The organism is Micromonospora sp. NBC_00858, from assembly GCF_045207365.1.
Taxonomy (GTDB): domain Bacteria; phylum Actinomycetota; class Actinomycetes; order Mycobacteriales; family Micromonosporaceae; genus Micromonospora.
Genome location: NZ_CP108828.1, coordinates 7,569,172 through 7,589,423, shown reverse-complemented (window position 1 = coordinate 7,589,423; position 20,252 = coordinate 7,569,172). Strand labels below are relative to the sequence as shown.

The 20,252-nt window shown below is 70.8% G+C and carries 13 protein-coding genes; 4 read left to right on the top strand and 9 right to left on the bottom strand.

Features of this window, described 5'->3' with window-relative positions; genetic code table 11:
* Nucleotide 1: 1 nt before the first annotated feature.
* Complete coding sequence (locus OG990_RS35365) at nucleotides 2-1,765, bottom strand: glycoside hydrolase family 6 protein (protein WP_406078457.1); 1,764 nt, start codon at nucleotides 1,763-1,765, stop codon at nucleotides 2-4.
* Between the two features lie 614 nt (nucleotides 1,766-2,379).
* Here OG990_RS35365 and OG990_RS35360 point away from each other — a divergent pair.
* Nucleotides 2,380-3,531, top strand: coding sequence for a hypothetical protein (locus tag OG990_RS35360; RefSeq protein WP_406078456.1), 1,152 nt, complete (start codon nucleotides 2,380-2,382; stop codon nucleotides 3,529-3,531).
* A gap of 1 nt (nucleotide 3,532) precedes the next feature.
* Nucleotides 3,533-4,240, top strand: a complete 708-nt coding sequence (locus OG990_RS35355; protein ID WP_328419767.1) for a class F sortase — start codon at nucleotides 3,533-3,535, stop codon at nucleotides 4,238-4,240.
* Nucleotides 4,241-4,310: 70 nt separating this feature from the next.
* Here the strand turns inward: OG990_RS35355 and OG990_RS35350 are convergent, their stop codons facing one another.
* Nucleotides 4,311-9,392 carry an NAD-glutamate dehydrogenase gene (locus OG990_RS35350; RefSeq protein ID WP_386987116.1) on the bottom strand — a complete coding sequence of 1,694 codons (5,082 nt, stop codon included), beginning with the start codon at nucleotides 9,390-9,392 and terminating at the stop codon, nucleotides 4,311-4,313.
* A 288-nt stretch (nucleotides 9,393-9,680) separates the two neighbouring features.
* On the opposite strand from OG990_RS35350, the gene OG990_RS35345 reads away from it, so the two are divergent.
* Complete coding sequence (locus OG990_RS35345) at nucleotides 9,681-11,648, top strand: penicillin-binding transpeptidase domain-containing protein (RefSeq protein ID WP_406078455.1); 1,968 nt, start codon at nucleotides 9,681-9,683, stop codon at nucleotides 11,646-11,648.
* 200 nt (nucleotides 11,649-11,848) lie between these two features.
* On the opposite strand, the gene OG990_RS35340 is transcribed toward OG990_RS35345, so the two are convergent.
* The 7 genes from OG990_RS35340 to OG990_RS35310 all read right to left on the bottom strand — a co-directional run bounded on the left by OG990_RS35340 (nucleotide 11,849) and on the right by OG990_RS35310 (nucleotide 19,459).
* Entirely contained in the window at nucleotides 11,849-13,162 is a 1,314-nt protein-coding gene (locus OG990_RS35340; protein WP_406078454.1) for an arginase family protein, read from the bottom strand.
* 66 nt (nucleotides 13,163-13,228) lie between these two features.
* Nucleotides 13,229-14,152, bottom strand: a complete 924-nt coding sequence (locus OG990_RS35335) for a tetratricopeptide repeat protein (RefSeq protein ID WP_406078452.1) — start codon at nucleotides 14,150-14,152, stop codon at nucleotides 13,229-13,231.
* Nucleotides 14,153-14,335: 183 nt separating this feature from the next.
* Nucleotides 14,336-16,024 carry a methylmalonyl-CoA mutase gene (locus OG990_RS35330; RefSeq protein WP_386987124.1) on the bottom strand — a complete coding sequence of 563 codons (1,689 nt, stop codon included), beginning with the start codon at nucleotides 16,022-16,024 and terminating at the stop codon, nucleotides 14,336-14,338.
* A gap of 280 nt (nucleotides 16,025-16,304) precedes the next feature.
* Nucleotides 16,305-16,562 carry a hypothetical protein gene (locus tag OG990_RS35325; RefSeq protein ID WP_328419777.1) on the bottom strand — a complete coding sequence of 86 codons (258 nt, stop codon included), beginning with the start codon at nucleotides 16,560-16,562 and terminating at the stop codon, nucleotides 16,305-16,307.
* 112 nt (nucleotides 16,563-16,674) lie between these two features.
* A complete protein-coding gene (locus OG990_RS35320) occupies nucleotides 16,675-17,085 on the bottom strand; it encodes an Asp23/Gls24 family envelope stress response protein (RefSeq protein ID WP_328419779.1) in 411 nt (136 codons plus the stop codon).
* A 114-nt stretch (nucleotides 17,086-17,199) separates the two neighbouring features.
* Nucleotides 17,200-18,204, bottom strand: coding sequence for a methylmalonyl Co-A mutase-associated GTPase MeaB (meaB, locus tag OG990_RS35315; RefSeq protein ID WP_355609414.1), 1,005 nt, complete (start codon nucleotides 18,202-18,204; stop codon nucleotides 17,200-17,202).
* 55 nt (nucleotides 18,205-18,259) lie between these two features.
* Complete coding sequence (locus OG990_RS35310) at nucleotides 18,260-19,459, bottom strand: acetyl-CoA C-acetyltransferase (RefSeq protein ID WP_355609417.1); 1,200 nt, start codon at nucleotides 19,457-19,459, stop codon at nucleotides 18,260-18,262.
* 62 nt (nucleotides 19,460-19,521) lie between these two features.
* Between OG990_RS35310 and mce the strand changes: the two genes are divergently transcribed.
* The gene (mce, locus tag OG990_RS35305) at nucleotides 19,522-19,995 is read left to right on the top strand and encodes a methylmalonyl-CoA epimerase (protein ID WP_328419785.1); all 474 of its coding nucleotides are present in this window, start codon (nucleotides 19,522-19,524) and stop codon (nucleotides 19,993-19,995) included.
* Nucleotides 19,996-20,252: the final 257 nt, after the last annotated feature.

Here is a 20,252-nt window from a genome sequence, read left to right as displayed (position 1 = left end):
GTCAGAGCGCCGGGTACGCGTTGCGCATCAACTCCTGGAACTGGGCGGAGAACCAGGCACCGGAGATCGGCGCGTTCGGCAGAGCACCCGTCGCGCTGTTGCCGTTGCGGGGGTTGCCGCCGTAGGTCGGGTCGCACATCCGGTCGAAGCCCTTGCCCTCGTCGTTCGGGATCAGCTCGCTGGAGCCGTCCGACTCGCCCGGAGGCTTCACCCAGACGTACGCGTCGATGCCGGACTCCGGCGCCGACCGGGGCCGCTCGCCGAGGCCCGCACCGGACTGGTTGCACCAGTTGCCGGCGTGGATCCGGCGGTCGATCCGACCCCCGTTGACGTAGGTGTCCACGCTGGTCGTCGCGCCCGGTCCGGTGGGCCGCGCGGAGCCGCCCCAGCCGTTGCGGGAAGTGTCGATCAGCATGCCGATGTTGGCGTCGAAGCCGACCTGGACCAGCTTCTGCCGGAACGCCTGGGCGAAGGACAGCTCGTCGACGTAGAAGTTCCAGTCGACCCACTTGGACTGCCGCACCGACTGGCCGTTGACCGAGTCGGTGATCTTGACGTACGGCTCGCGGAGAGCCGAGTAGTTGGCCGTGTTGACGATGAAGCCGTGCACGTTCGCCACCGTGCTGCCGGAGGCGACCGCGGCGCTCTTGAGCATGTCGGCGGTCGGGCCGAAGTTGCTGTCCCAGCCGATCCAGCCGTGGTGCGCGGCGTCGATGTAGTTGTAGACGTTGCCGAGTGCGCCCAGCTTCGTCAGGGCGTAGCCGACGCCGTTGACGTACGCGCCGTTGGCCTTGACCGTGTCGCACATGGCCGTACCGCCCGGCTGTCCCGAGGTGTTGGTCACCAGGTTCGGCAGCGAGTCGATCTCAATGATGTTGATGATGCGTAGGTTCCGGTACTTCGGGTCGGCCTGGATCGCGGCGATCGGGTCGATGTACTCGGCCTTGTAGCGGGGCAGGTCGTTCGGGCCCAGCTCACCGTTGGAGGCGAGCGCGGCGCAGTCCCGGCCGGGCAGGTTGTAGATCACGAACTGGATGTAGCCGGCGCCCTGGCGCAGCGCCTCCTCCAGGTGGTCCCGCACCCCGAAGGCGCCGTTGGAGCTGCTGTCCGGGGTGCCGTTGATGGCGGCGATCCGGTCCAGCCAGACGGCGGTCGGGTTGTTGGAGATCCGGCTGCCACCCGCCTCGGCGTCCGCCTTGGCCTTCCACTCCGGGTTCACGTACCCCCGCGCCCCGGCGTACGGGTTGTCCACCTTACTGCCGGCGGGCGGCGGCGTGGTCGGCGGCGGGGTGGTCGGGGGCGGCGTGGTCGGGGGTGGCGTGGTCGGCGGCGTGGTGCCGCCGTTGCAGGTCACCCCGTTGAGGGTGAACGACGTCGGCTTGGGGTTGCTGCCACTCCAAGCGCCGTTGAAGCCGAGGCTGATCGAGGCACCGGTGGCGAGGCTGCCGTTGTAGGACAGGTTGCGTGCGGTGACCTGGCTGCCGGACTGGGTGAACTCGGCCGACCAGCCCTGCTGAACCCGCTGGCCCGCGTTCGGGAAGGTCCAGCCGAGGGTCCAGCCGTTGACCGGGTCGCCGAGGTTCTTGAGGGTGATGCTCGCGGTGAAGCCACCGGGCCAGTCGTTCGTCGTGTAAGCGACGTCGCACTGCGTCGCGGCGTGCGCCACGGTGACCGGAATGGTCACCAACCCGCCGGCGACCAGGACGCCCGCGCCGGCGAGCGCGAGGGCCCGGCGTTGGCCGGACAGCCTTCTCCACACATTCATGCCACTGATCTCCTTGGGCGAGACCGGGCTCGCGTACGGCCCGGCGAGACGGCCCGGTGGGCGTCCTGGACGGACGGCCGCCGGCGCCAAACGGGATTCTTCGGGGGTGCCCGACCCGGACGGGCGTGGTGGTGGTGAACGACCGGCACGCGGCCGGGCGGTCAATCGGCGGCGGGACGTCGTCCGGTGGACCGGATGCCCTCGACTCCCTGCCTGCGCGGTGTGGCTCCCCGAACCGCGTGCGCCGATTCTTACATGGGAGCGCTTCCATGGCAATGGCTCGATGCGTTCCCGTGGTGAGGCCCGTGACCCGAGTCGGACGATACCGCCGAGCCGGGCCCGAGCGGCACGAGCGGCACCGTGCTCACCGCTACCGGATGAGCACGACGGGCAGGGCACAGCGAGCGCGGAACAGCGCGGGCCGCTCGCAACGGCGTGCCGTGCCTGAGACGGCACTCACTGCGGCGAAAGCCGCGCAGTGCTTCCTTTGCCACCTACCAACAGCAAACGCCAAAACACGAATCTTTCGCTTCAAAGGTCATGAAACGGTCTAACGTCGGTCGTAGCTCGGTTGTCGCCGGGCTCAGGACAACAGGGATGGAGTGACGCAGGTCATGGCTAAGAAGATGCTCGGGAAGGTCGTTGCGGGCGCCGCGCTCGGGAGCGCGTCGCTGCTGGTGTTCGCGCCGGGGATCGCGTTCGCTGACGGTCACCACGACGACGGCAAGGACCGTGACGGCAAGGTGTTCGCCAAGCCGCACGTGGTCAAGGCCGGCGACGAGGTCAAGCTCCTCGAGATCTGCTCGGAGCGACAGGAGCACGCGTTCGTGTGGTCCAAGGTCACCGGCAAGGTCAAGCTCAAGCCGGTGCACGACGAGCACGGCAAGGACGACAAGGACAAGGACGAGCACGGCAAGGACGAGCACGGCAAGGACGACAGGGACAAGGACCACAAGGGCAAGGACGAGCACGGCAAGGACGACAAGGACAAGGACGAGCACGGCAAGGACGACAAGGGCAAGGACCACGAAGGCAAGGACGAGCACGGCAAGGACGACAAGGACAAGGACAAGGACGAGCACGGCAAGGACGACAAGGGCAAGGACCACGACGGCAAGGACGAGAACGGCACGGGCAAGCCGCAGCCGCCCAACGGTGAGCGGTACGGCCAGGGCGGCGGCGCTGCCGCCGACGAGGGCAGCAAGGACTGGAAGGGCGAGGAGCACGGCCAGGACGCGGAGGACAGCCGCGACAAGAAGGACTGGGAGTCCAAGGACGAGGACAAGAAGGACCGGGACTCCAAGGACCACGACAAGAAGGACTGGGACTCCAAGGACCAGGACAAGAAGGACTGGGAGTCCAAGGACGAAGACAAGAAGGACCGGGACTCCAAGGACCACGACAAGAAGGACTGGGACTCCAAGGACCAGGACAAGAAGGACTGGGAGTCCAAGGACGAAGACAAGAAGGACCGGGACTCCAAGGACCACGACAAGAAGGACTGGGAGCACAAGAAGGACTTCGTCTACTACGGCGAGGCCAAGGTCGACAAGGACGCCCGTCCGGGTCGCCACGAGCTCAAAGGCTCGTGCGGCGAGGGTGAGCTCGTCGTCCTGCCCCGCGGCGGGGTCGACGGTGGTGACGGTGGCGCCAGCACCGGCACCGACCGTGGCCTGGCTACCGGTGGGGCGAGCCTGCTCGGCGCTGCCGCGCTGGGCGGGATCGTGCTGATGCGTCGTCGGCGGACCGATGGTTCGCTCGTCTGACGTGACGACGACACGGGCCGGCGGCCGTCACGGGAAACCGTGGCGCGCCGCCGGCGCGGCCGTCGCCGTCGTCACCCTGGCCATGATCGGCGCCGGCATGATCGGCGCCTCCCTGAAGACCACGCCCGCACCCCGCCCGCCGCAGCCACTGGCCCAGGCCGGTCCCGAGGTCACCGGGCCGACGGTCACCGCCACCGGCGTCCCTCCGGTCGACGGGGAATCCGTCGCGCAGGCAGAGGCTCCGGCCGGACTGGCCCGCTCCGCAGCGACCACGATCGAGATCCCCCGGATCGGCGTCAACGCGACGATCATGTCGCTGGGCACCAACCCGGACGGCACCGTCCAGGTCCCTCCGCTGAGCAAGGCCGACCAGGCCGGCTGGTACGAGCCGGGCGTGAGCCCCGGCGAGACCGGTAACGCGGTCATCGTCGGGCACGTGGACTCGGCGAAGCTCGGCCCGGCCGTCTTCTTCGACCTCGGCTCCCTCGTCCCGGGCGACAGGATCACCGTGGGGCGGGCGGACGGAAAACCGGTCGCCTTCCGGGTCGACTCGGTGAAGTCGTACCCGAAGACGTCCTTCCCCACCGAGCTGGTCTACGGGCCGAACGACCGGGCCGGTCTGCGCGTGGTGACCTGCGGCGGTCAGTTCGACGAGACCGTCAAGAGCTACCCGGACAACGTGGTCGTCTTCGCCACCCTGGTGGAATGACCAGCCAATACCAACGCGGTCCGGCCGGTCGGGGTTACCCGACCGGCCGGACCGCGTCCGGCGTACCGACTCAGGCTGCGGCGGAGGTCCGCACCAGGGTGCGGATCTGGCGCAGCAGCACGGACAGGGCGGCGAGATCCGCCCTCGACTCGTCGAACTCCCCCATGGCTCGGCGGGCCCGGTGGATCGAGGTGGCGTTCGACTGCTCCCACTGCTGCACCCGCTCGTGCGGCGGCAGCTCGTCCGGGGTCGAGTCGAGCACCTCCGCGGTGAGCGCGGCCAGCGCGGCGTACAGGTCGTAGCGCAGCGCCATCCGGGCCAACGTCTGCCAGCGGTCCTCCCGCGGCAGCAGGGAGATCTTCGACAGCAGCGAATCCACCCGGAACAGGTCGGAGAGCACGAAGTAGACCGAGGCCACCTCGCTGACGTCCCGCCCGCTGCCGGTCGCGGTCTCCACCACGTCCATCAGACCGAAGCTGTACATGAGCCGGGTCGCGCGTTCCGCCAGCTCCCGGGGCAGGCCACGCTCGGTCATCGAGTCGATGTGCGCCACGATGCCCTGCCGCTCGGTGCCGTAGAACAGCTCCTCCAGCCCCGGCAGCAGCCGGGCCACCCCGTCGCGCAGCCGGGCGATCTCGGCCGGCACGTCGATCGGCGAGCGCCGGTTGGACACCAGCCACCGCACCGCGCGGTCGAGCAGCCGCCGGGTGTCCAGGTAGACGCTGGTCTGCAGTTCCGGCGCAACCTTGTTGTCCAGCGCCTCGACCGCGTCCCACAGCTCGCGCAGCCCGAACACCTCGCTGACCACCACGTAGGCCCGGATCACGTCGGCCGCGCTGGCCGCGGTCTCCTCGACCACCCGGAAGACGAACGAGATGCCGCCCCGGTTGATCGCCTCGTTGACCAGCACGGTGGTGACGATGTCCCGGCGCAGCCGGTGCCGGCCCATCCGGTCGGCGAACCGCTCGCGCATCGGCGTCGGGAAGTAGTTGACCAGAACCTCGGTCGTCCACTCCTCGTCGGCCAGCCCCTCGGTGAGGATCTCCCGCTCCAGGACGATCTTCACGTACGCGAGCAGCACCGCGAACTCCGGCGCGGTCAGCCCCGACTCGCTGCGGACCGCCAGCTCCTCGTCCGGCGGCAACGCCTCCAGTGCCCGGTCCAACGCGCCCGAGCGCTCCAGGTCGTTGATCATCCGGCGGTGCACCGGGAGCAGCGAGGCGGCCTGGGCCTGGGCGTTGTTGATCGCCCGGGCCTGGTCGTAGTTGTCCCGCAGCACCAACTCCGCGACCTCGTCGGTCATCTCGGCCAGCAACTCGTCCCGTGCAGCCGTGGTCAGCTCCCCGTCGGCGACCGCGGTGTTCAGCAGGATCTTGATGTTCACCTCGTGGTCGGAGGTGTCCACGCCGGCCGCGTTGTCGATGAAGTCGGTGTAGATCCGGCCACCGGTCAACGCGTACTCGATCCGGCCGAGCTGGGTCCAGCCCAGGTTGCCGCCCTCGCCCGCCACCCGGCAGCGCAGGCTACGCCCGTCCACCCGGATCGCGTCGTTGGACTTGTCGCCCACTTCGGCGTTGGTCTGGCTCGACGCCTTGACGTAGGTGCCGATGCCGCCGTTCCAGAACAGGTCGACCGGCGCGGTGACGATCGCCTTCATCAGCTCCTGCGGCGAGATCTGCGTGACGTCGTCGTCCAAGCCGATCGCCGCGCGGACCTGCGGGGTGATCGGGATGGACTTGGCGGTACGCGAGAAGATGCCACCGCCGGCCGAGATCAGCTCCGGGTTGTAGTCCTCCCAGGATGATCGGGGCATTTCGAACAGCCGCCTGCGCTCGGCGTACGAGGTGGCCGCGTCCGGGGTCGGGTCGAGGAAGATGTGCCGGTGGTCGAAGGCGGCCACCAGCCGGATGTGCTCGGAGAGCAGCATCCCGTTTCCGAACACGTCACCGGACATGTCGCCGACGCCGACCACGGTGAAGTCCTGGGTCTGGGTGTCCAGGCCCAGCTCCCGGAAGTGCCGCTTGACCGACTCCCAGGCGCCCCGGGCGGTGATGCCCATCCTCTTGTGGTCGTAGCCGGCCGAACCGCCGGAGGCGAACGCGTCACCCATCCAGAAGTTGTGGGTCTTGGAGATCTCGTTGGCGATGTCGGAGAACGTCGCGGTGCCCTTGTCCGCCGCCACGACCAGGTACGGATCGTCGCCGTCGTGCCGGACCACGTCCTCGGGCGGCACGATCTGCCCGCTGACGATGTTGTCGGTGACGTCCAGCATCGCGCCGACGAACGCCTGGTAGCAGGCGACCGCCTCGTCCCGGTCGCCCGGCTTCTGCTTCAGCACGAAGCCGCCCTTGGCACCCACCGGCACGATCACGGTGTTCTTCACCATCTGCGCCTTGACCAGGCCGAGCACCTCGGTGCGGAAGTCCTCCCGCCGGTCGGACCAGCGCAGCCCGCCCCGGGCCACCGGCCCGAACCGCAGGTGCACGCCCTCGAACCTGGGTGAGTAGACGAAGATCTCGAACTTCGGTCGCGGCGCCGGCAGGTCCGGGATGGCCTGCGGGTCGAGCTTGAAGGCCACGTACGCCTTCGGCCGCCCGTCGGCACGCTTCTGGTAGAAGCTGGTCCGCAGGGTCGCCTCGATCAGCGTCAGGTACGAGCGCAGAATCCGGTCCTGGTCGAGGCTGGCCACGTCGTCCAGCGCGCCCCGGATCGTCTCCACCAGCTCACCGCTGCGCTGCTGACGCTGCTCGGTGCTCAGCTCGCCCGGCGCGAACCGGGTCTCGAAGAGCTCCACCAGCAGCGCGGCGAGCTTCGGGTACGCGATGAAGGTCTGCTCCATGTAGTCCTGCGAGAAGACCGTGCCGGCCTGCCGCAGGTACTTCGCGTACGCCCGCAGCACCACCACCTGCCGCCAGGTCAGCCCGCCGCGCAGCACCAGCTCGTTGAACCGGTCCACCTCGGCCTCGCCACGCCAGGCGGCCGCGAACGCGTTCTCCACGTGCGGGCGTACCTCGGCCAGCTCCTGGTGCGCCTCGGGCAGCATCAGGCCGAAGTCGTAGAGGTACACCCGGCCGTCGATCCGGTCCACCTCGTACGGGTGCTCGTCGACCACCCGGACACCGAGCGAGTGCAGCACCGGCAGTACGGCGGAGAGCATCATCGGCTCGCCGTACCGGTAGACCTTGAACCGGACGTCCATCGCCTCGGTCGGGTCCGCCCCCGGCACGCGGGTGCCGGGCCGGGGCGGGAGCTGCTTGCGGAACAGGTGCATCTCCAGCTGGCCGGGCTCCTCCAGCAGCTCCAGCTTGGCCAGGTCCTTCATCGCCTCGTACGGCGTGTGCCCGTCCTTGTAGCCCTCCGGGAACGCGTCGGCGTACCGGGCGAAGAGGTGCTTGGCCTGCTCGTCGCCGAGCTTGCGCTCCAGCACCAGCCGGTAGTCGTCGTCCCAGAGCCGGGTCGCGTCGGCCAACTCCTCGGCGAGCAGGTCGGCGTCGATCTCACCGGGCGGCCGGGTCGGGTCGGTACGGACGATGAAGTGGACCCGCGCCAGCATCGACTCGGTCACCCGGGTGGTGTAGTCCACCCCGACACCGTTCAGCTCGCGCAGCAGGATGTCCTGCATGCGGAGCCGGTTCTGCGTGGTGAACCGGTCCCGGGGCAGGTAGATCAGGCAGGAGATGAACCGCCCGTACGCGTCCCGACGCAGGAAGACCCGCAGCTGCCGCCGGCCCGCCATCCGCAGCACGCCGATCACCGCGTGGTACAGGTCGTCGGTCTTGATCTGGAACAGCTCGTCGCGCGGGTACGTCTCCAGGATCTGGAGCAGGTCCTTGCCGGAGTGGCTGCGCCGGCTCAGGCCGGAGCGGTCCAGCACCTCGGCCACCTTGCGGCGTACCACCGGCAGTTCTCGCACGCTGGTCCGGTACGCGGCGGTGGAGAACAGGCCCAGGAAGCGCCGCTCGCCGATCACCTCGCCGGCCTCGTTGAAGATCTTGAAGCCGATGTAGTCCAGGTACGCAGAGCGGTGCACGGTAGCGCGCGAGTTGGCCTTCGTGATGATCAACAGGCGCTTCTCCAGCACCTTCTCGTGCGCCTCGGGCGTCATCGACGACAGCGACCGGGCCTCCGGCGAATCCGAACGCAGGATGCCCAGACCGGTGCCGAGCACCGCCTCCAGGGCCTTGCCGTCGACCATGTCCGCGCCGCCGCCACCAGCGGCGTCCACCAACCGGTACTCGCGGTAGCCGAGGAAGGTGAAGTGGTCCTGGGCGAGCCAGCGCAGCAACTCAACCGAGTCGGTGATGTCCTTCTCCGGCACCGGCGGACGGTTGTCCGAGGTGCGGGCCGAGGCCAGCTCGTCGGCGAGCGCGAGGGCCCGCTGACGCATCTTCGGCCAGTCCTCCACCGCCTCCCGCACGTCGGTGAGCACCCGTTGCAGCTCGCGGCGCAACCGATCCCGCTCGGCGGCGTCCCGGACCGGATCGATCTCGATCCGCATCCAACTCTCGATGATGTCACCGGCGATCGCGTCGTCCGGTTCGACGTCCGCGGAAACCTCGGTGAGCCGGCCCAGCGGCTCGCGCCGGACCACCACCAGCGGGTGCACCAGCAGGTGCACGTCCAGGTGGTACGAGTTGAGCAGCGCGGTCACCGAGTCGACCAGGAACGGCATGTCGTCGGTGACGAACTCGACGACGGTGTGGTGCTGGTCCGCGTGCGGTTCGTGGATCCGCAGCTTGAGCTCTCCCGGCACCCGTTGCTGGGCGAGGTCCCGGTGCGCGCGGGCCGCGTCGAGCATCTCCTCCGCCGTGAAGCCGACCAGCTCCTCGTCCGGGGCGAACCGCCAGAAGCGGCCTACCAGGGTCGCCGCGTCGTGATCGTCTCCGGCGAGCGCGACGGCCTGGGCCACCAGGCGCTCCGCGTTGGGCACCGGCTCGTCGAGCTCGGCGTCCTCCACATCGTCGGCCAACGCCTCTGTCGGCAGGCCCAGATCGTAGATCGTGTCGATACTCGACCCGGTCAGCCCGGTCACTCCCGTGTCGAGTCGGCCGTAGCCGTCCCCGTCGGTCGCCGAATCGAAGCTGTCGTCGTCCCGGCCAGAGTCATCCTGCCGGAGGTCGGGTTCCGGTTTGATCGCCGGACGCCGGTCCATCGGTGCCACTCCCCTCGACCCACCACGTTGTGGGTCACTCAGCCCAAGCCTAGGCCCTGCCGTTCTGCACGATCGTCGGCGGACCACCGGCCAGACGTCCGGATCGGGACTCTGTCCTTTCACCCGTTGCGGGTCATGAGGTTGGCCGGTTGCGGGATACCCCGCCACGCGATGTTCATCACACCGGCACGGACCGTCTTTCCGCACGTAGGGCCGCATCACGGGACGTTGAGGACACCATCCGCGTACTACCGTGCAGGGCAGTCCGAGATTGGAAGGACCCGCTTCATGCCCCTGTCGTACCCCCGGCCCCACCGGCCGAACCATGCCCGCCGGCGCATCGCCGCCCTCACCGCGACCCTGGTCGCCGCCGGTCTCCTGGCCGCCTGCTCCGGCGACGACGGGCCGCAGCGCAGCGTCGACGCGTTTCTGGCCGGCTGGCGCAGTGGCGACCTCCAGGCGGTCGGCCTGGTCGACACGACCGGCGCCAAGGTGCCGGCGGCCGAGGTGAGCCGCGAGATCAAGGAGCTCTCCGGTGAGCTGGCGGCCACCCCGCCCACGCTGACCCGCCGGGGCGAGCCGAAGGTCACCGCCGACATCGCGACCGTGCCGATCCGGGTGGAGTGGACCCTGCCCGGTCAGACCCGCTGGGCGTACGACCGGGAGGTGCGGCTCGTCCAGGGCGACGACGACCAGTGGCAGGTGACGTGGGAGCCCCGGGTGCTACACGAGCAGCTCACGAAGGGTGACCGGCTGGGGCTGCGCCGCGAAACCGGTCCCCGGGCCGGGCTGCTGGACGCCGCCGGGCAGCCGATCGTGTCACCGCGTCCGGTGATCCGGGTGGGCGTGCAGCCGAACGGGGTCGCCGACATCAATAAGCTGGTCAAGGATCTCGACGCGGCCTTCAAGGCGATCCGCCCGGCGCTGGTCCCCGCGATCGACCTGACCGATCTGCCCTCGCGGGTGGCGAAGGCCGAGCCGGGCGCCTTCGTCGAGGTGGTGTCGCTGCGCGAGGAGGCGTACCTCCAGATCAAGCCCCGGATCTACGACCTGCCCGGCACCAAGTTCCAGTCCGACAAGATCGACCTGGCGCCCACCCGGGAGTTCGCCCGGGCGCTGCTCGGCTCGGTCGATCAGGCGCAGGCCGACGACCTCGCCGCGCACCCGGACCGGTACGTCGCCGGCGACCTGGTCGGGCACGGCGGCTTGCAGGGCCGCTACGACGAGCGGCTGCGCGGCAACCCCGGGCTGACCGTGGTGGTCGAACGCCCGGACGAGGGCGGCAAGCTGGCACCCACCGGCACCGAGTTGTTCCGTCGGGAGCCGCAGCCCGGGCAGGCGCTGAAGACCACGCTGGACGTGGCCGCTCAGAACGCGGCCGACGGGGCACTGCGTGCGGAGCCCCGCCGATCGTCCCTGGTGGCAGTACGGATCAGCGACGGTGCGGTGCTCGCCGTGGCGAACGGCCCCGGGCCGGCCGGGGAGAACCTGGCCTTCACCGCCCAGGTGCCGCCGGGCTCCACGTTCAAGATGGTCAGCGCGCTGGGCCTGCTGGACCGGGGCGCGGTGACGCTGGACGGGCCGGTGAACTGCCCGAAGACCTTCACCGTCGACGGTCGCTCGTTCAAGAACTCGGACAATTTCCAGCTCGGCTCGGTGCCGTTCCGCACCGACTTCGCCAAGTCCTGCAACACCGCGTTCGCGGCGCTGGCGCCGAAGCTCGGCGGCGACGGGCTGGCCGCTGCCGGCCGCTCGCTGGGCCTGGAGGGGCAGTGGGACCTCGGCGCGGACGCGTTCACCGGCAAGGTGTCGACCGGCGGCAGCCCGGCCGAGCAGGCCGCCGCCTCGTTCGGGCAGGGCACCACGCTGGTCAGCCCGCTGGCCATGGCCGGCGCCACCGCCGCGGTCGCCCGAGGCCGGTTCGAGCAGCCGAAGCTGCTGATCGACCCGGCACCGGCCAAGCCCGCCGCAGCCGGCGAGCAGCTCAAGCCGGAGTCGGTCGCGGCGCTGCGCACGATGATGCGCGAGGTGGTCACCGTCGGCACCGGCAGCGCGCTCAAGGACGTGCCGGGCGGCGAGGTGTACGGCAAGACCGGCACCGCCGAGTACGACGACAACCCGGCCCACACGCATGCCTGGTTCGTCGGTTGGCGGGGCGACGTCGCGTTCGCCGTCTTCGTGGAGAAGGGCGGCGCCAGCACCGCCTCGGCCGTGCCGATCGCCGAGCGCTTCCTGCGCGCCCTGCCGGCCCGCTGACCCGCCCAGGCACTGCGGTGATCCACTCGCAAGGTCGCTGATGTTGGGGTGTCCGAGCCACTGGACACCCCAACATCGCCGATACCGTGTCGATCACGGGCACCGGCCGCCCCCGCGTTGGGGCGGTCGGTGGGTCAGGCCGTGTCGGCGTTCGGGCGGTCGGTAGGTCAGGCCGCCCCCGCGTTCGGGCGGTCGGTGGATCAGGCCGTGTCGACGTTGGGGCGGTCGGTGTCCGGGGCGGCTGGCGAGGGCCGCCGCAGCAGACCCGGGCCGGCCGATGCGGGCGGGCCGACCGGTTCCCGCTCGACCGGAGCCGCGACGCCCGCCGGCTCCGCGTGCACCGACGCCAGGGTGCCGAGCGGCTCCGGCTCGGCGGGGGCCGGAACGCCGCGCGGCCGGCCCGACGGGCGGACGCCGGAGGGGCCGTCGGCGGGCGAACCGGCAGCGACGGCGAGGTCGAGCGCGGCGGACTGCGCCTCGTCGACGGGCGCGGGACGCGCTCCGTCGGGCCGCTCGGGGGCAACCGCTGGCCGCCCCTTCCCGCGCCGCGGGGCGGGGGTGGCGGGGCGGGCCGACAGCAACCGGGGCGGTACCGCCTCCGGGGCGGTGACCGGGGCCAGGCCGGCCACCACGGTGTTGACGATCTCGGCGGCGTAGGAGCCGTCCGGGTCGTAGTCGGGGTCGAAGACGGTCAGCTCGACGCCCAGGCAGTGCGGAGTGTCCACCAGGCCGGCGAGCAGGATCTCCAGCTCGGCGAAGGCGATCCCGCCCGGGTCGGGCGCGTCCACGGCGGGCATCACGGCCGGGTCGAGCACGTCCACGTCGATGTGCACCCAGTAGCCCGCGCAGTCGGCGAGCTGCTCGTGCGCCCACTGAGCCGTCCGGGCGGCGCCCTCGGCGCGCAGCGCGGGCACCGGCCGGGTGATGATCCCGGCCGCCTGGAGGTCGAGCCGGTACTCGTCCTGCGACCGGATGCCGAGCACCACCACGTCGATGTCACGGAAGTAGGGTCGACGTCCCTCCAGCGCGGCCAGGTCGGCCTGCCCCCGCCCGGTGACCAGGGCCAGGTCCTCGCCGGCCGCGGCACCCACGTAGGAGGCGTTGCCGGGGTGCCGGAAGTCGGAGTGCCCGTCCACGAAGACCAGCCCGATCCGCCCGCCGACCGCCTCACCGAGGCGGTGCATGGCCAGCGCCGAGCCGAGCAGCACCGAGCAGTCGCCGCCCAGCACCACCGGGAACTCGCCCCGGTCGATGATCGAGCCGATCCGCTCGGCGAGCGCCATCGAGTAGTCGGCGATCTCCCGGGCGTGGCACACCCCGTCGCCGGGCCGCCAGTCGCCCGGGTCGTACCGGGGCGGGGTGAGGCAGCCGGCGTCGCGGGCCCGCAGCCGGGCCAGCAGGTCATGGTCCCGCAGCGCACCGGGCGCCTTGCCGCAGCCCGGGACCGAGGTGGACGTGGGCGGCCGCAGACCAAGATTTGTCGGCGCGTCGAGGACGGCGATCCGGCGCATCATGAGCTCCCGTCCTCGGTGGTCGGGCGGGCCGGCCGGAACGCCGGCCCGCGCTGGCGTGCTACGAACTCAGAACAGGGCGCTAGCCAGAGCCCGGCGCGCCGAGGCGACCGCCGGATCGTCGGGGCCGGCGATGGTGAACAGCGAGACCAGGTGCTGGCGTGCCGTCTCGCGGTCCTCGCCGGCGGTGCGCCGAACCAGGCCGACCAGCCGGGCGTACGCCTGCTCGGCCATGCCGCTGAGCACCTCGATGTCGGCGGCCAGCAGTTGGGCCGCCACGTCGTCGGGAGCGCTCTCGGCGGCGGCCAGCGCGGCGGTCGGGTCGGCGCCGGCCACCCGGCGGGCCACCCCGACCTGGGCCAGACCGGCCTCGGCCGCGGCATCCGCCGGGGAGTCGGCCAGGATCTTGCGGTACGCCCGCTCGGCGGCGTCCAGGTCGCCGCTCATCAGCGCGTCGTCCGCCTCGTCGAGGCGCGGGTCCTCCGGCTCGGCGACAGCCACGCCACCGGCCTTGAGCACCGCCTGGAGCCACTGGCGCAACTGCGCCTCGGGCACCACGCCGGAGAAGGCGTCGATCGGCTGGCCGCCGACCACCGCGTAGACCATGGGGATGCCCTGGACCCGGAACATCTGGGCGATCCGCGGACTTTCCTGCACGTCGACCCGGGCGAGCACCCACGCGCCGCCACTCTCGGCGGCCAGCCGCTCCAGCACCGGGGCGAACTCGTCGCTCTCCGGGAAGCCGGCCGCGCCGAAGAAGACGATGACCGGCAGGGCCATCGACCGTTCGAGCACGTCGGCCTGGATGGTGGCCTCGGTGACGTCGACGATGGCGGCGCTACCGCCAGCGGTGGGCGCGCCGGGGGCGCCTGCGGACGGGCCGCCCTGCGGGGGTGCGCCGGGACGGGTACTGGCTGGTGCGGGGCCGCGCAGCGTGCTGAGGTCGACCGCGCCGCGGGTGAAGATCGACGAGGTGATCCGTGGGTCGCTCATGGTTACCTAGTCTCGCACGTGAGCCCGCGATCTCAGCTCACCCGCAACCCCGACGTTGCAACTCTCACGCCCACCAACCCGCGCCGCCCCCAACCCCCGTGATCATGCACTTTCTGTCCCCGAGACGCGGCATATGTCGGGGCAGAAAATGCAAGATCGATGGGGGTCGGGGGCGGTGAAGGGTCAGAAGCGGGCGGGTTCGCGGTAGGTGCCCCATTCGGCGCGCAGAGCGTCGCAGATCTCGCCGAGGGTGGCTTCGACGCGGACCGCGTCCAGCATGGCGGGGATCATGTTCTGGTCGGTGCGGCCGACCTCGACCATCCGGGCCACCGCCGCGCGGACCGCCGACTCGTCCCGGGCGCCCTTGCGCTCGGCGAGCACCCGGCGCTGCTCCAGCTCCACCTCGTGCGAGATGCGCAGGATCTCCAGCTCCTTGGCGACCGTGCCGGTGTGGCAGTTGACGCCGACGATCTTCTTGTCGCCCTTCTCCAGCGCCTGCTGGTAGACGAAGGCCGACTCGGCGATGTGCCCGGTGAACCAGCCGTCCTCGATGCCGCGCAGGATGCCGGAGGTCATCGGGCCGATCTGGTGCGGGCCCTCGCCGCCGAGCTGCCTGATCCGGGCGAAGATCTCCTCCGCCTCGGCCTCGATCTTGTCGGTGAGCGCCTCGACGTACCAGGAGCCGCCGAGCGGGTCGGCCACGTTGACCACACCGGTCTCCTCCATCAACACCTGCTGGGTACGCAGGGCGATCTCGGCGGACTCGTCGGTGGGCAGCGCCAGGGTCTCGTCCAGCGCGTTGGTGTGCAGCGAGTTGGTCCCGCCGAGCACCGCGGCCAGCGCCTCGACGGCGGTGCGTACGACGTTGTTGACCGGCTGCTGGGCGGTCAGCGAAACCCCGGCGGTCTGCGTGTGGAACCGCAGCCAGAGGGCCTTCTCGCTGGTCGCGCCGTAGACCTCGCGCAGCCAGCGGGCCCAGATCCGGCGGGCGGCCCGGAACTTGGCGATCTCCTCGAAGAAGTCGAGGTGCGAGTCGAAGAAGAAGCTCAGCCCCGGCGCGAAGACGTTGACGTCGAGCCCTCGGCTCAGCCCCAGCTCCACGTAGCCGAACCCGTCAGCCAGCGTGTACGCCAGCTCCTGCGCGGCGGTCGAACCGGCCTCGCGGATGTGGTAGCCGGAGACCGACAGCGGCTTGTAGCGGGGGATCTCTCCGGCGCAGTACTCCATCAGGTCGCCGATGAGGCGCAGGTGCGGCTCGGGGTCGAAGAGCCACTCCTTCTGCGCGATGTACTCCTTGAAGATGTCGGTCTGCAGGGTGCCATCCAGCTTGGACAGGTCGGCGCCCTGCCGCTCGGCGGCGACCAGGTACATGCAGAACACCGGCACGGCCGGGCCGGAAATGGTCATCGAGGTGGTGACGCTGGCCAGGTCAATGCCGTCGAAGAGCGCCTCCATGTCGGTGGCGGTGTCGATGGCGACGCCGCAGTGGCCGACCTCGCCGAGCGCCTGCGGGTCGTCCGAGTCGCGGCCCATCAGGGTCGGCATGTCGAACGCGACCGAGAGGCCACCACCGCCGGCACCGAGGATCATCTTGTAGCGCTCGTTGGTCTGCTGGGCGTTGCCGAAGCCGGCGAACTGCCGGATCGTCCAGGTCCGCCCGCGGTAGCCGGTCGGATGGAGACCCCGGGTGTACGGGTACTCGCCCGGCCAGCCGATCCGCTCGAAGCCCGGGTACGCGGCACCCTCCGGCGGTCCGTAGACCGGGTCGACCGGCATCCCGGAGAGCGTCGTGAAGTCCGCGTCCCGCTTGCGCGCGGAGTCGTACCGGGCCTGCCAGCGTGCCCGTCCGGCGGCGATCTCGTCGGCGTCCATGCGCAGGGCTCCTCCTCGGGTCCTCGACTGCACATCGAGTGTAGAGCCCTCGCCTGAACGATCGCTAAGTCACGCCGTACCCGTGGGTAACGTGAGCTGGGCGGTTTCCATTCGACGGCAGGCCGAGTACGTGGACCGAGTCGGTGAGGGTGCCGGCGCGACGGTGGCCGTTGCCACCGTCGCACCGGAATGAGAGGCCGCCGGTGGCACGGCGGGCGATTGTCATCCCCCTACGATGGCCACCTGCGGCCCACCGCCAGCCGAGGTCAGGAGACTGATCTCAGTAGCGGGTCTTCACGAGGAACTGGTAACCAAGCAACTTGGTGCCGTTGTAGTTGTACATCGGCCAGCACTGCTGGGGCGACGTCCACGACGAGACGTACGTCGGCCTCGCCGCTTTGCACGCCGACATCGTCGGGTACATCGGGCTGTTGTAGTCCGCAAGAGCGGGCGAGGCGGTGCCCAGCACCAAGCCGCCAGCCAAGGCGACCGCAGCGATGAGGGTGCGGGGGCGGGGGTGACGCGAGTTCTTCGCCATCCTTACTCCATTCCTGGTGAACCGTCCATTATGGATCTTGACACCAGGAGCTTAAGGCACCCACCGGGACGCGCACGCCGGGCGTCTACCTCTGCGGCCGCCCTGTCGGAGGTCAGGCCGTCGGAGCCGCGGCCCCGCCCATCTCCACGTCGTCGACCCGGATGTTGACCTCGTCGACCCGCAGCCCGTACGCCTCGACCGCCTCAGTGACCCGGGCCCGCACCTGGCCGGTCACCTCCGGCACCGGCTGGCCGGCCTGGATCACCAGCACCAGGTTGACCACAGCCGCGTTTCCGGTCACGTGGGCAGAGCAGCCCCGTCGGGCATCGCCCACCTCATCCAGCCCCACCTTGTCGAGGAACGAGTTGAAGAACCGGGCGACGTCCCCACCAAGCTCGGCCACCCCGGGCACCGCGCGGGCCGCCGCTACGGCGATCTTCTCGATCACCTCGTCGGAGACCTGCGTCGACCCACCGGCCGCCGCCGACACCGTGGTCAGCTCTCGCGTCGCCTCGTCACTCACGTCCCGCTCCCCTGCTCTTCGCGCCACCGCACTGGCACACGCCCGACCCCCACCGCCGTGGGGCGGTGCGAGCCTACAAGGGCGCCGGGATGTCGGGGTGTCCCTGGTGGACGGTCAGCGGGCGAGCTGGGAGAGCAGGGTATCCGCCGCCGCGTACGGGTCGAGCGCGCCCTCAGCCACCTTGGCGGCGAGCGTGGGCAGCTCCGTACCGTCGCGCAGTGAGCCGATCCGGGCACGGAGCACGCCGAGCGCGATGGCCTCGATCTCGGCGGCGGCCCGCGTCTCCTGGCGGCGGCGCAGCTCGCCGTGCTCGACCAGCCAGCCACGGTGCTTGTCGATCGCGGCGGCGATGTCGTCGATGCCCTCGCCCCGCGCGGCGACCGAGCGGACCACCTGCGGCCGCCACTGCCCCGGGCCGCGCTCACCGAGGGCGATCATGCCCTGGATGTCGCGGACCGTGGCGTCGACGCCGTCCCGGTCGGCCTTGTTGACCACGAACACGTCGGCGATCTCCAGGATGCCGGCCTTGACCGCCTGGATGGCGTCGCCCATGCCGGGGGCGAGCAGCACCAGCGTGGTGTCGGCCAGCGACGCGACCTCCACCTCGGCCTGCCCGACGCCGACGGTCTCCACCAGCACCACGTCGCAGCCGGCGCCCTCCAGCACCCGGACCGCCTGCGGCGTCGCGGCGGCCAGCCCGCCGAGGTGCCCACGGCTGGACATCGACCGGATGTAGACGCCCGGGTCGGTGGCGTGGTCCTGCATCCGCACCCGGTCGCCGAGGATCGCCCCGCCGGTGAACGGGCTGGACGGGTCGACCGCCAGCACGCCGACCCGGTGCCCCCGGGCCCGCAGCGCGCGGACCAGCTCATTGGTGGTGGTCGACTTGCCCACCCCGGGCGAACCGGTCAGCCCGACCACCTGGGCCTGCCCGGCGTAGGGCGCGAGCGCCGCCGCGATCTCCGGCAGCAGATCGTCGCCGTTCTCCACCAGCGTGATCAGCCGGGCCACCGCGCGGGGGTCGCCCGCGCGGGCCCGCTCGACCAGCAGCGGTACGTCCCGGCTACGGCGCACCGACGAGGCGCCCGCCGCCGGAACGTGCTCGACCGCTTCGCTCACTGTGCCATTTTCGTTCACGGCTGCGGGGCTCGCAGAACCGGCTCACTTCTCGCGCTCACTGGTTGGTCTCAGCCTTACCCGGAACATGGATGATCAGGGCGTCGCCCTGGCCGCCGCCGCCGCAGAGCGCCGCCGCGCCGGTGCCGCCGCCACGCCGCCTCAGCTCCAGCGCGAGGGTGAGCACCAGCCGGGCACCGGACATGCCGATCGGGTGCCCCAGCGCGATGGCACCACCGTTGACGTTGACCTTGTCCGGGTTGATCCCGAGGTCACGGGTGGACTGCACGCCGACCTGGGCGAAAGCCTCGTTGATCTCGATGAGGTCCAGGTCCTCGACGCTCAGGCCGCCCTTCTTCAGGGCGTGGTTGATCGCGTTGGACGGCTGCGAGTGCAGGGAGTTGTCCGGGCCCGCCACGTTGCCGTGCGCGCCGATCTCGGCCAGCCAGGTCAGCCCCAGCTCCTTGGCCTTGGCCTTGCTCATCACGACCACCGCGGCGGCGCCGTCGGAGATCGGCGAGGAGCTGCCGGCGGTGATCGTGCCGTCCTTGGCGAAGGCGGGACGCAGCTTGGCCAGCGACTCGACGGTGGTGTCCGGGCGGATCCCCTCGTCCTCGTTGATCACCAGCGGGTCGCCCTTGCGCTGCGGGATCACCACCGGGGTGATCTCCTCGGCGAAGTGGCCGTTCTTCTGCGCGGCCGCGGCCCGCTGGTGGCTGGCCGCGGCGAAGGCGTCCTGCTCGGTGCGGGAGATGCCGTGCTTCGTGCCGAGCCGCTCGGTGGACTCACCCATGGAGCAGCAGTCCCAGGCGTCGCTGAGCCCGTCGTGCGCCATGTGGTCCTTGATCACCACGTCGCCGTACTTGTAGCCGGAGCGCTGGCCGAGCAGCAGGTGCGGGGCGTTGGTCATCGACTCCATGCCACCGGCCACCACGACGTCGAACTCGCCGGCCCGGATCAGCTGGTCGGCCAGGGCGATCGCGTCCAGGCCGGAGAGGCAGACCTTGTTGATGGTCAGCGCCGGCACGGACATCGGCACGCCGGCCTCGACCGCCGCCTGCCGGGCCGGGATCTGGCCCGCGCCGGCCTGGAGGACCTGACCCATGATCACGTACTGGACCTGGTCCGGGCTGATACCGGCCCGCTCCAGCGCTGCCTTGATCGCGATCCCGCCGAGCTTCGTGGCCGGGAGGTCCTTGAGGTTGCCCAGCAGCCGCCCCATCGGGGTCCGCGCGCCGCTGACGATCACCGAAGCCATGCCTGCCTCCGAGGGGGGTGCCGAGCTGTACGCCTTAACGATTGTTCGGTCAGACTAACGCCATGGCTGAGAACTCCCCCGCCGAGCCCGGTGCGGACTACGTCACAGACATCGGGCTTCGCAAGATTGACCACGTCGGGATCGCCGTGGCCGACCTGGACGCCGCGATCGACTTCTACCAGCGGACGTTCGGGATGCGCTGCGTACACATCGAGACCAACGCCGAACAGGGCGTCCGGGAAGCGATGCTGGCCGTCGGGCCGACCGCCGAGGGCGGCTGCGTGCAGTTGCTCGCCCCGCTCACCCCCGAGTCGACGATCGCCAAGTTCCTGGACCGCAACGGGCCGGGCGTGCAGCAGGTCGCGTACACCGTGGTGGACATCGACGTGGCCTGCGCGGCGCTGCGCGCGCGGGGGATGCGGCTGCTCTACGACGCCCCACGGCGCGGGACCGCGGACTCGCGGATCAACTTCGTGCACCCCAAGGACGCCGGCGGCGTCCTGGTCGAACTCGTCGAACCCGCCGCCTCGCACTGAGCCCGCCACGCGGCGCCGCTCGCTGGCGGCCGGGGCTCTGATCAACTCCAGATCGCCGATGTGGCGGTGTCGCGATCGTCCGGACACCGCCACATCAGCGAAATGGAGACGATCAAGCGTCGCGGGGACCGCGCAACGGGCCCGAGAGCGCGTGGGTGCGCGGTTGGCGGGGCCGCCGGACACCTTCACGCATCGGCCGATGCAGTTTTTCACAGAGGACTTCCGGCTTTAGCTACCGTTCAGTAACGTCCCGGCCC

Coding starts and splice junctions, on each gene's coding strand:
- OG990_RS35335 (WP_406078452.1), bottom strand. CDS start 14,152: ATGAGCGACCCACGGATCACCTCGTCGATCTTCACCCGCGGCGCGGTC.
- OG990_RS35345 (WP_406078455.1), top strand. CDS start 9,681: ATGCCCCTGTCGTACCCCCGGCCCCACCGGCCGAACCATGCCCGCCGG.
- OG990_RS35330 (WP_386987124.1), bottom strand. CDS start 16,024: ATGGACGCCGACGAGATCGCCGCCGGACGGGCACGCTGGCAGGCCCGG.
- OG990_RS35340 (WP_406078454.1), bottom strand. CDS start 13,162: ATGATGCGCCGGATCGCCGTCCTCGACGCGCCGACAAATCTTGGTCTG.
- mce (WP_328419785.1), top strand. CDS start 19,522: ATGGCTGAGAACTCCCCCGCCGAGCCCGGTGCGGACTACGTCACAGAC.
- OG990_RS35350 (WP_386987116.1), bottom strand. CDS start 9,392: ATGGACCGGCGTCCGGCGATCAAACCGGAACCCGACCTCCGGCAGGAT.
- OG990_RS35325 (WP_328419777.1), bottom strand. CDS start 16,562: ATGGCGAAGAACTCGCGTCACCCCCGCCCCCGCACCCTCATCGCTGCG.
- OG990_RS35365 (WP_406078457.1), bottom strand. CDS start 1,765: ATGAATGTGTGGAGAAGGCTGTCCGGCCAACGCCGGGCCCTCGCGCTC.
- OG990_RS35310 (WP_355609417.1), bottom strand. CDS start 19,459: ATGGCTTCGGTGATCGTCAGCGGCGCGCGGACCCCGATGGGGCGGCTG.
- OG990_RS35360 (WP_406078456.1), top strand. CDS start 2,380: ATGGCTAAGAAGATGCTCGGGAAGGTCGTTGCGGGCGCCGCGCTCGGG.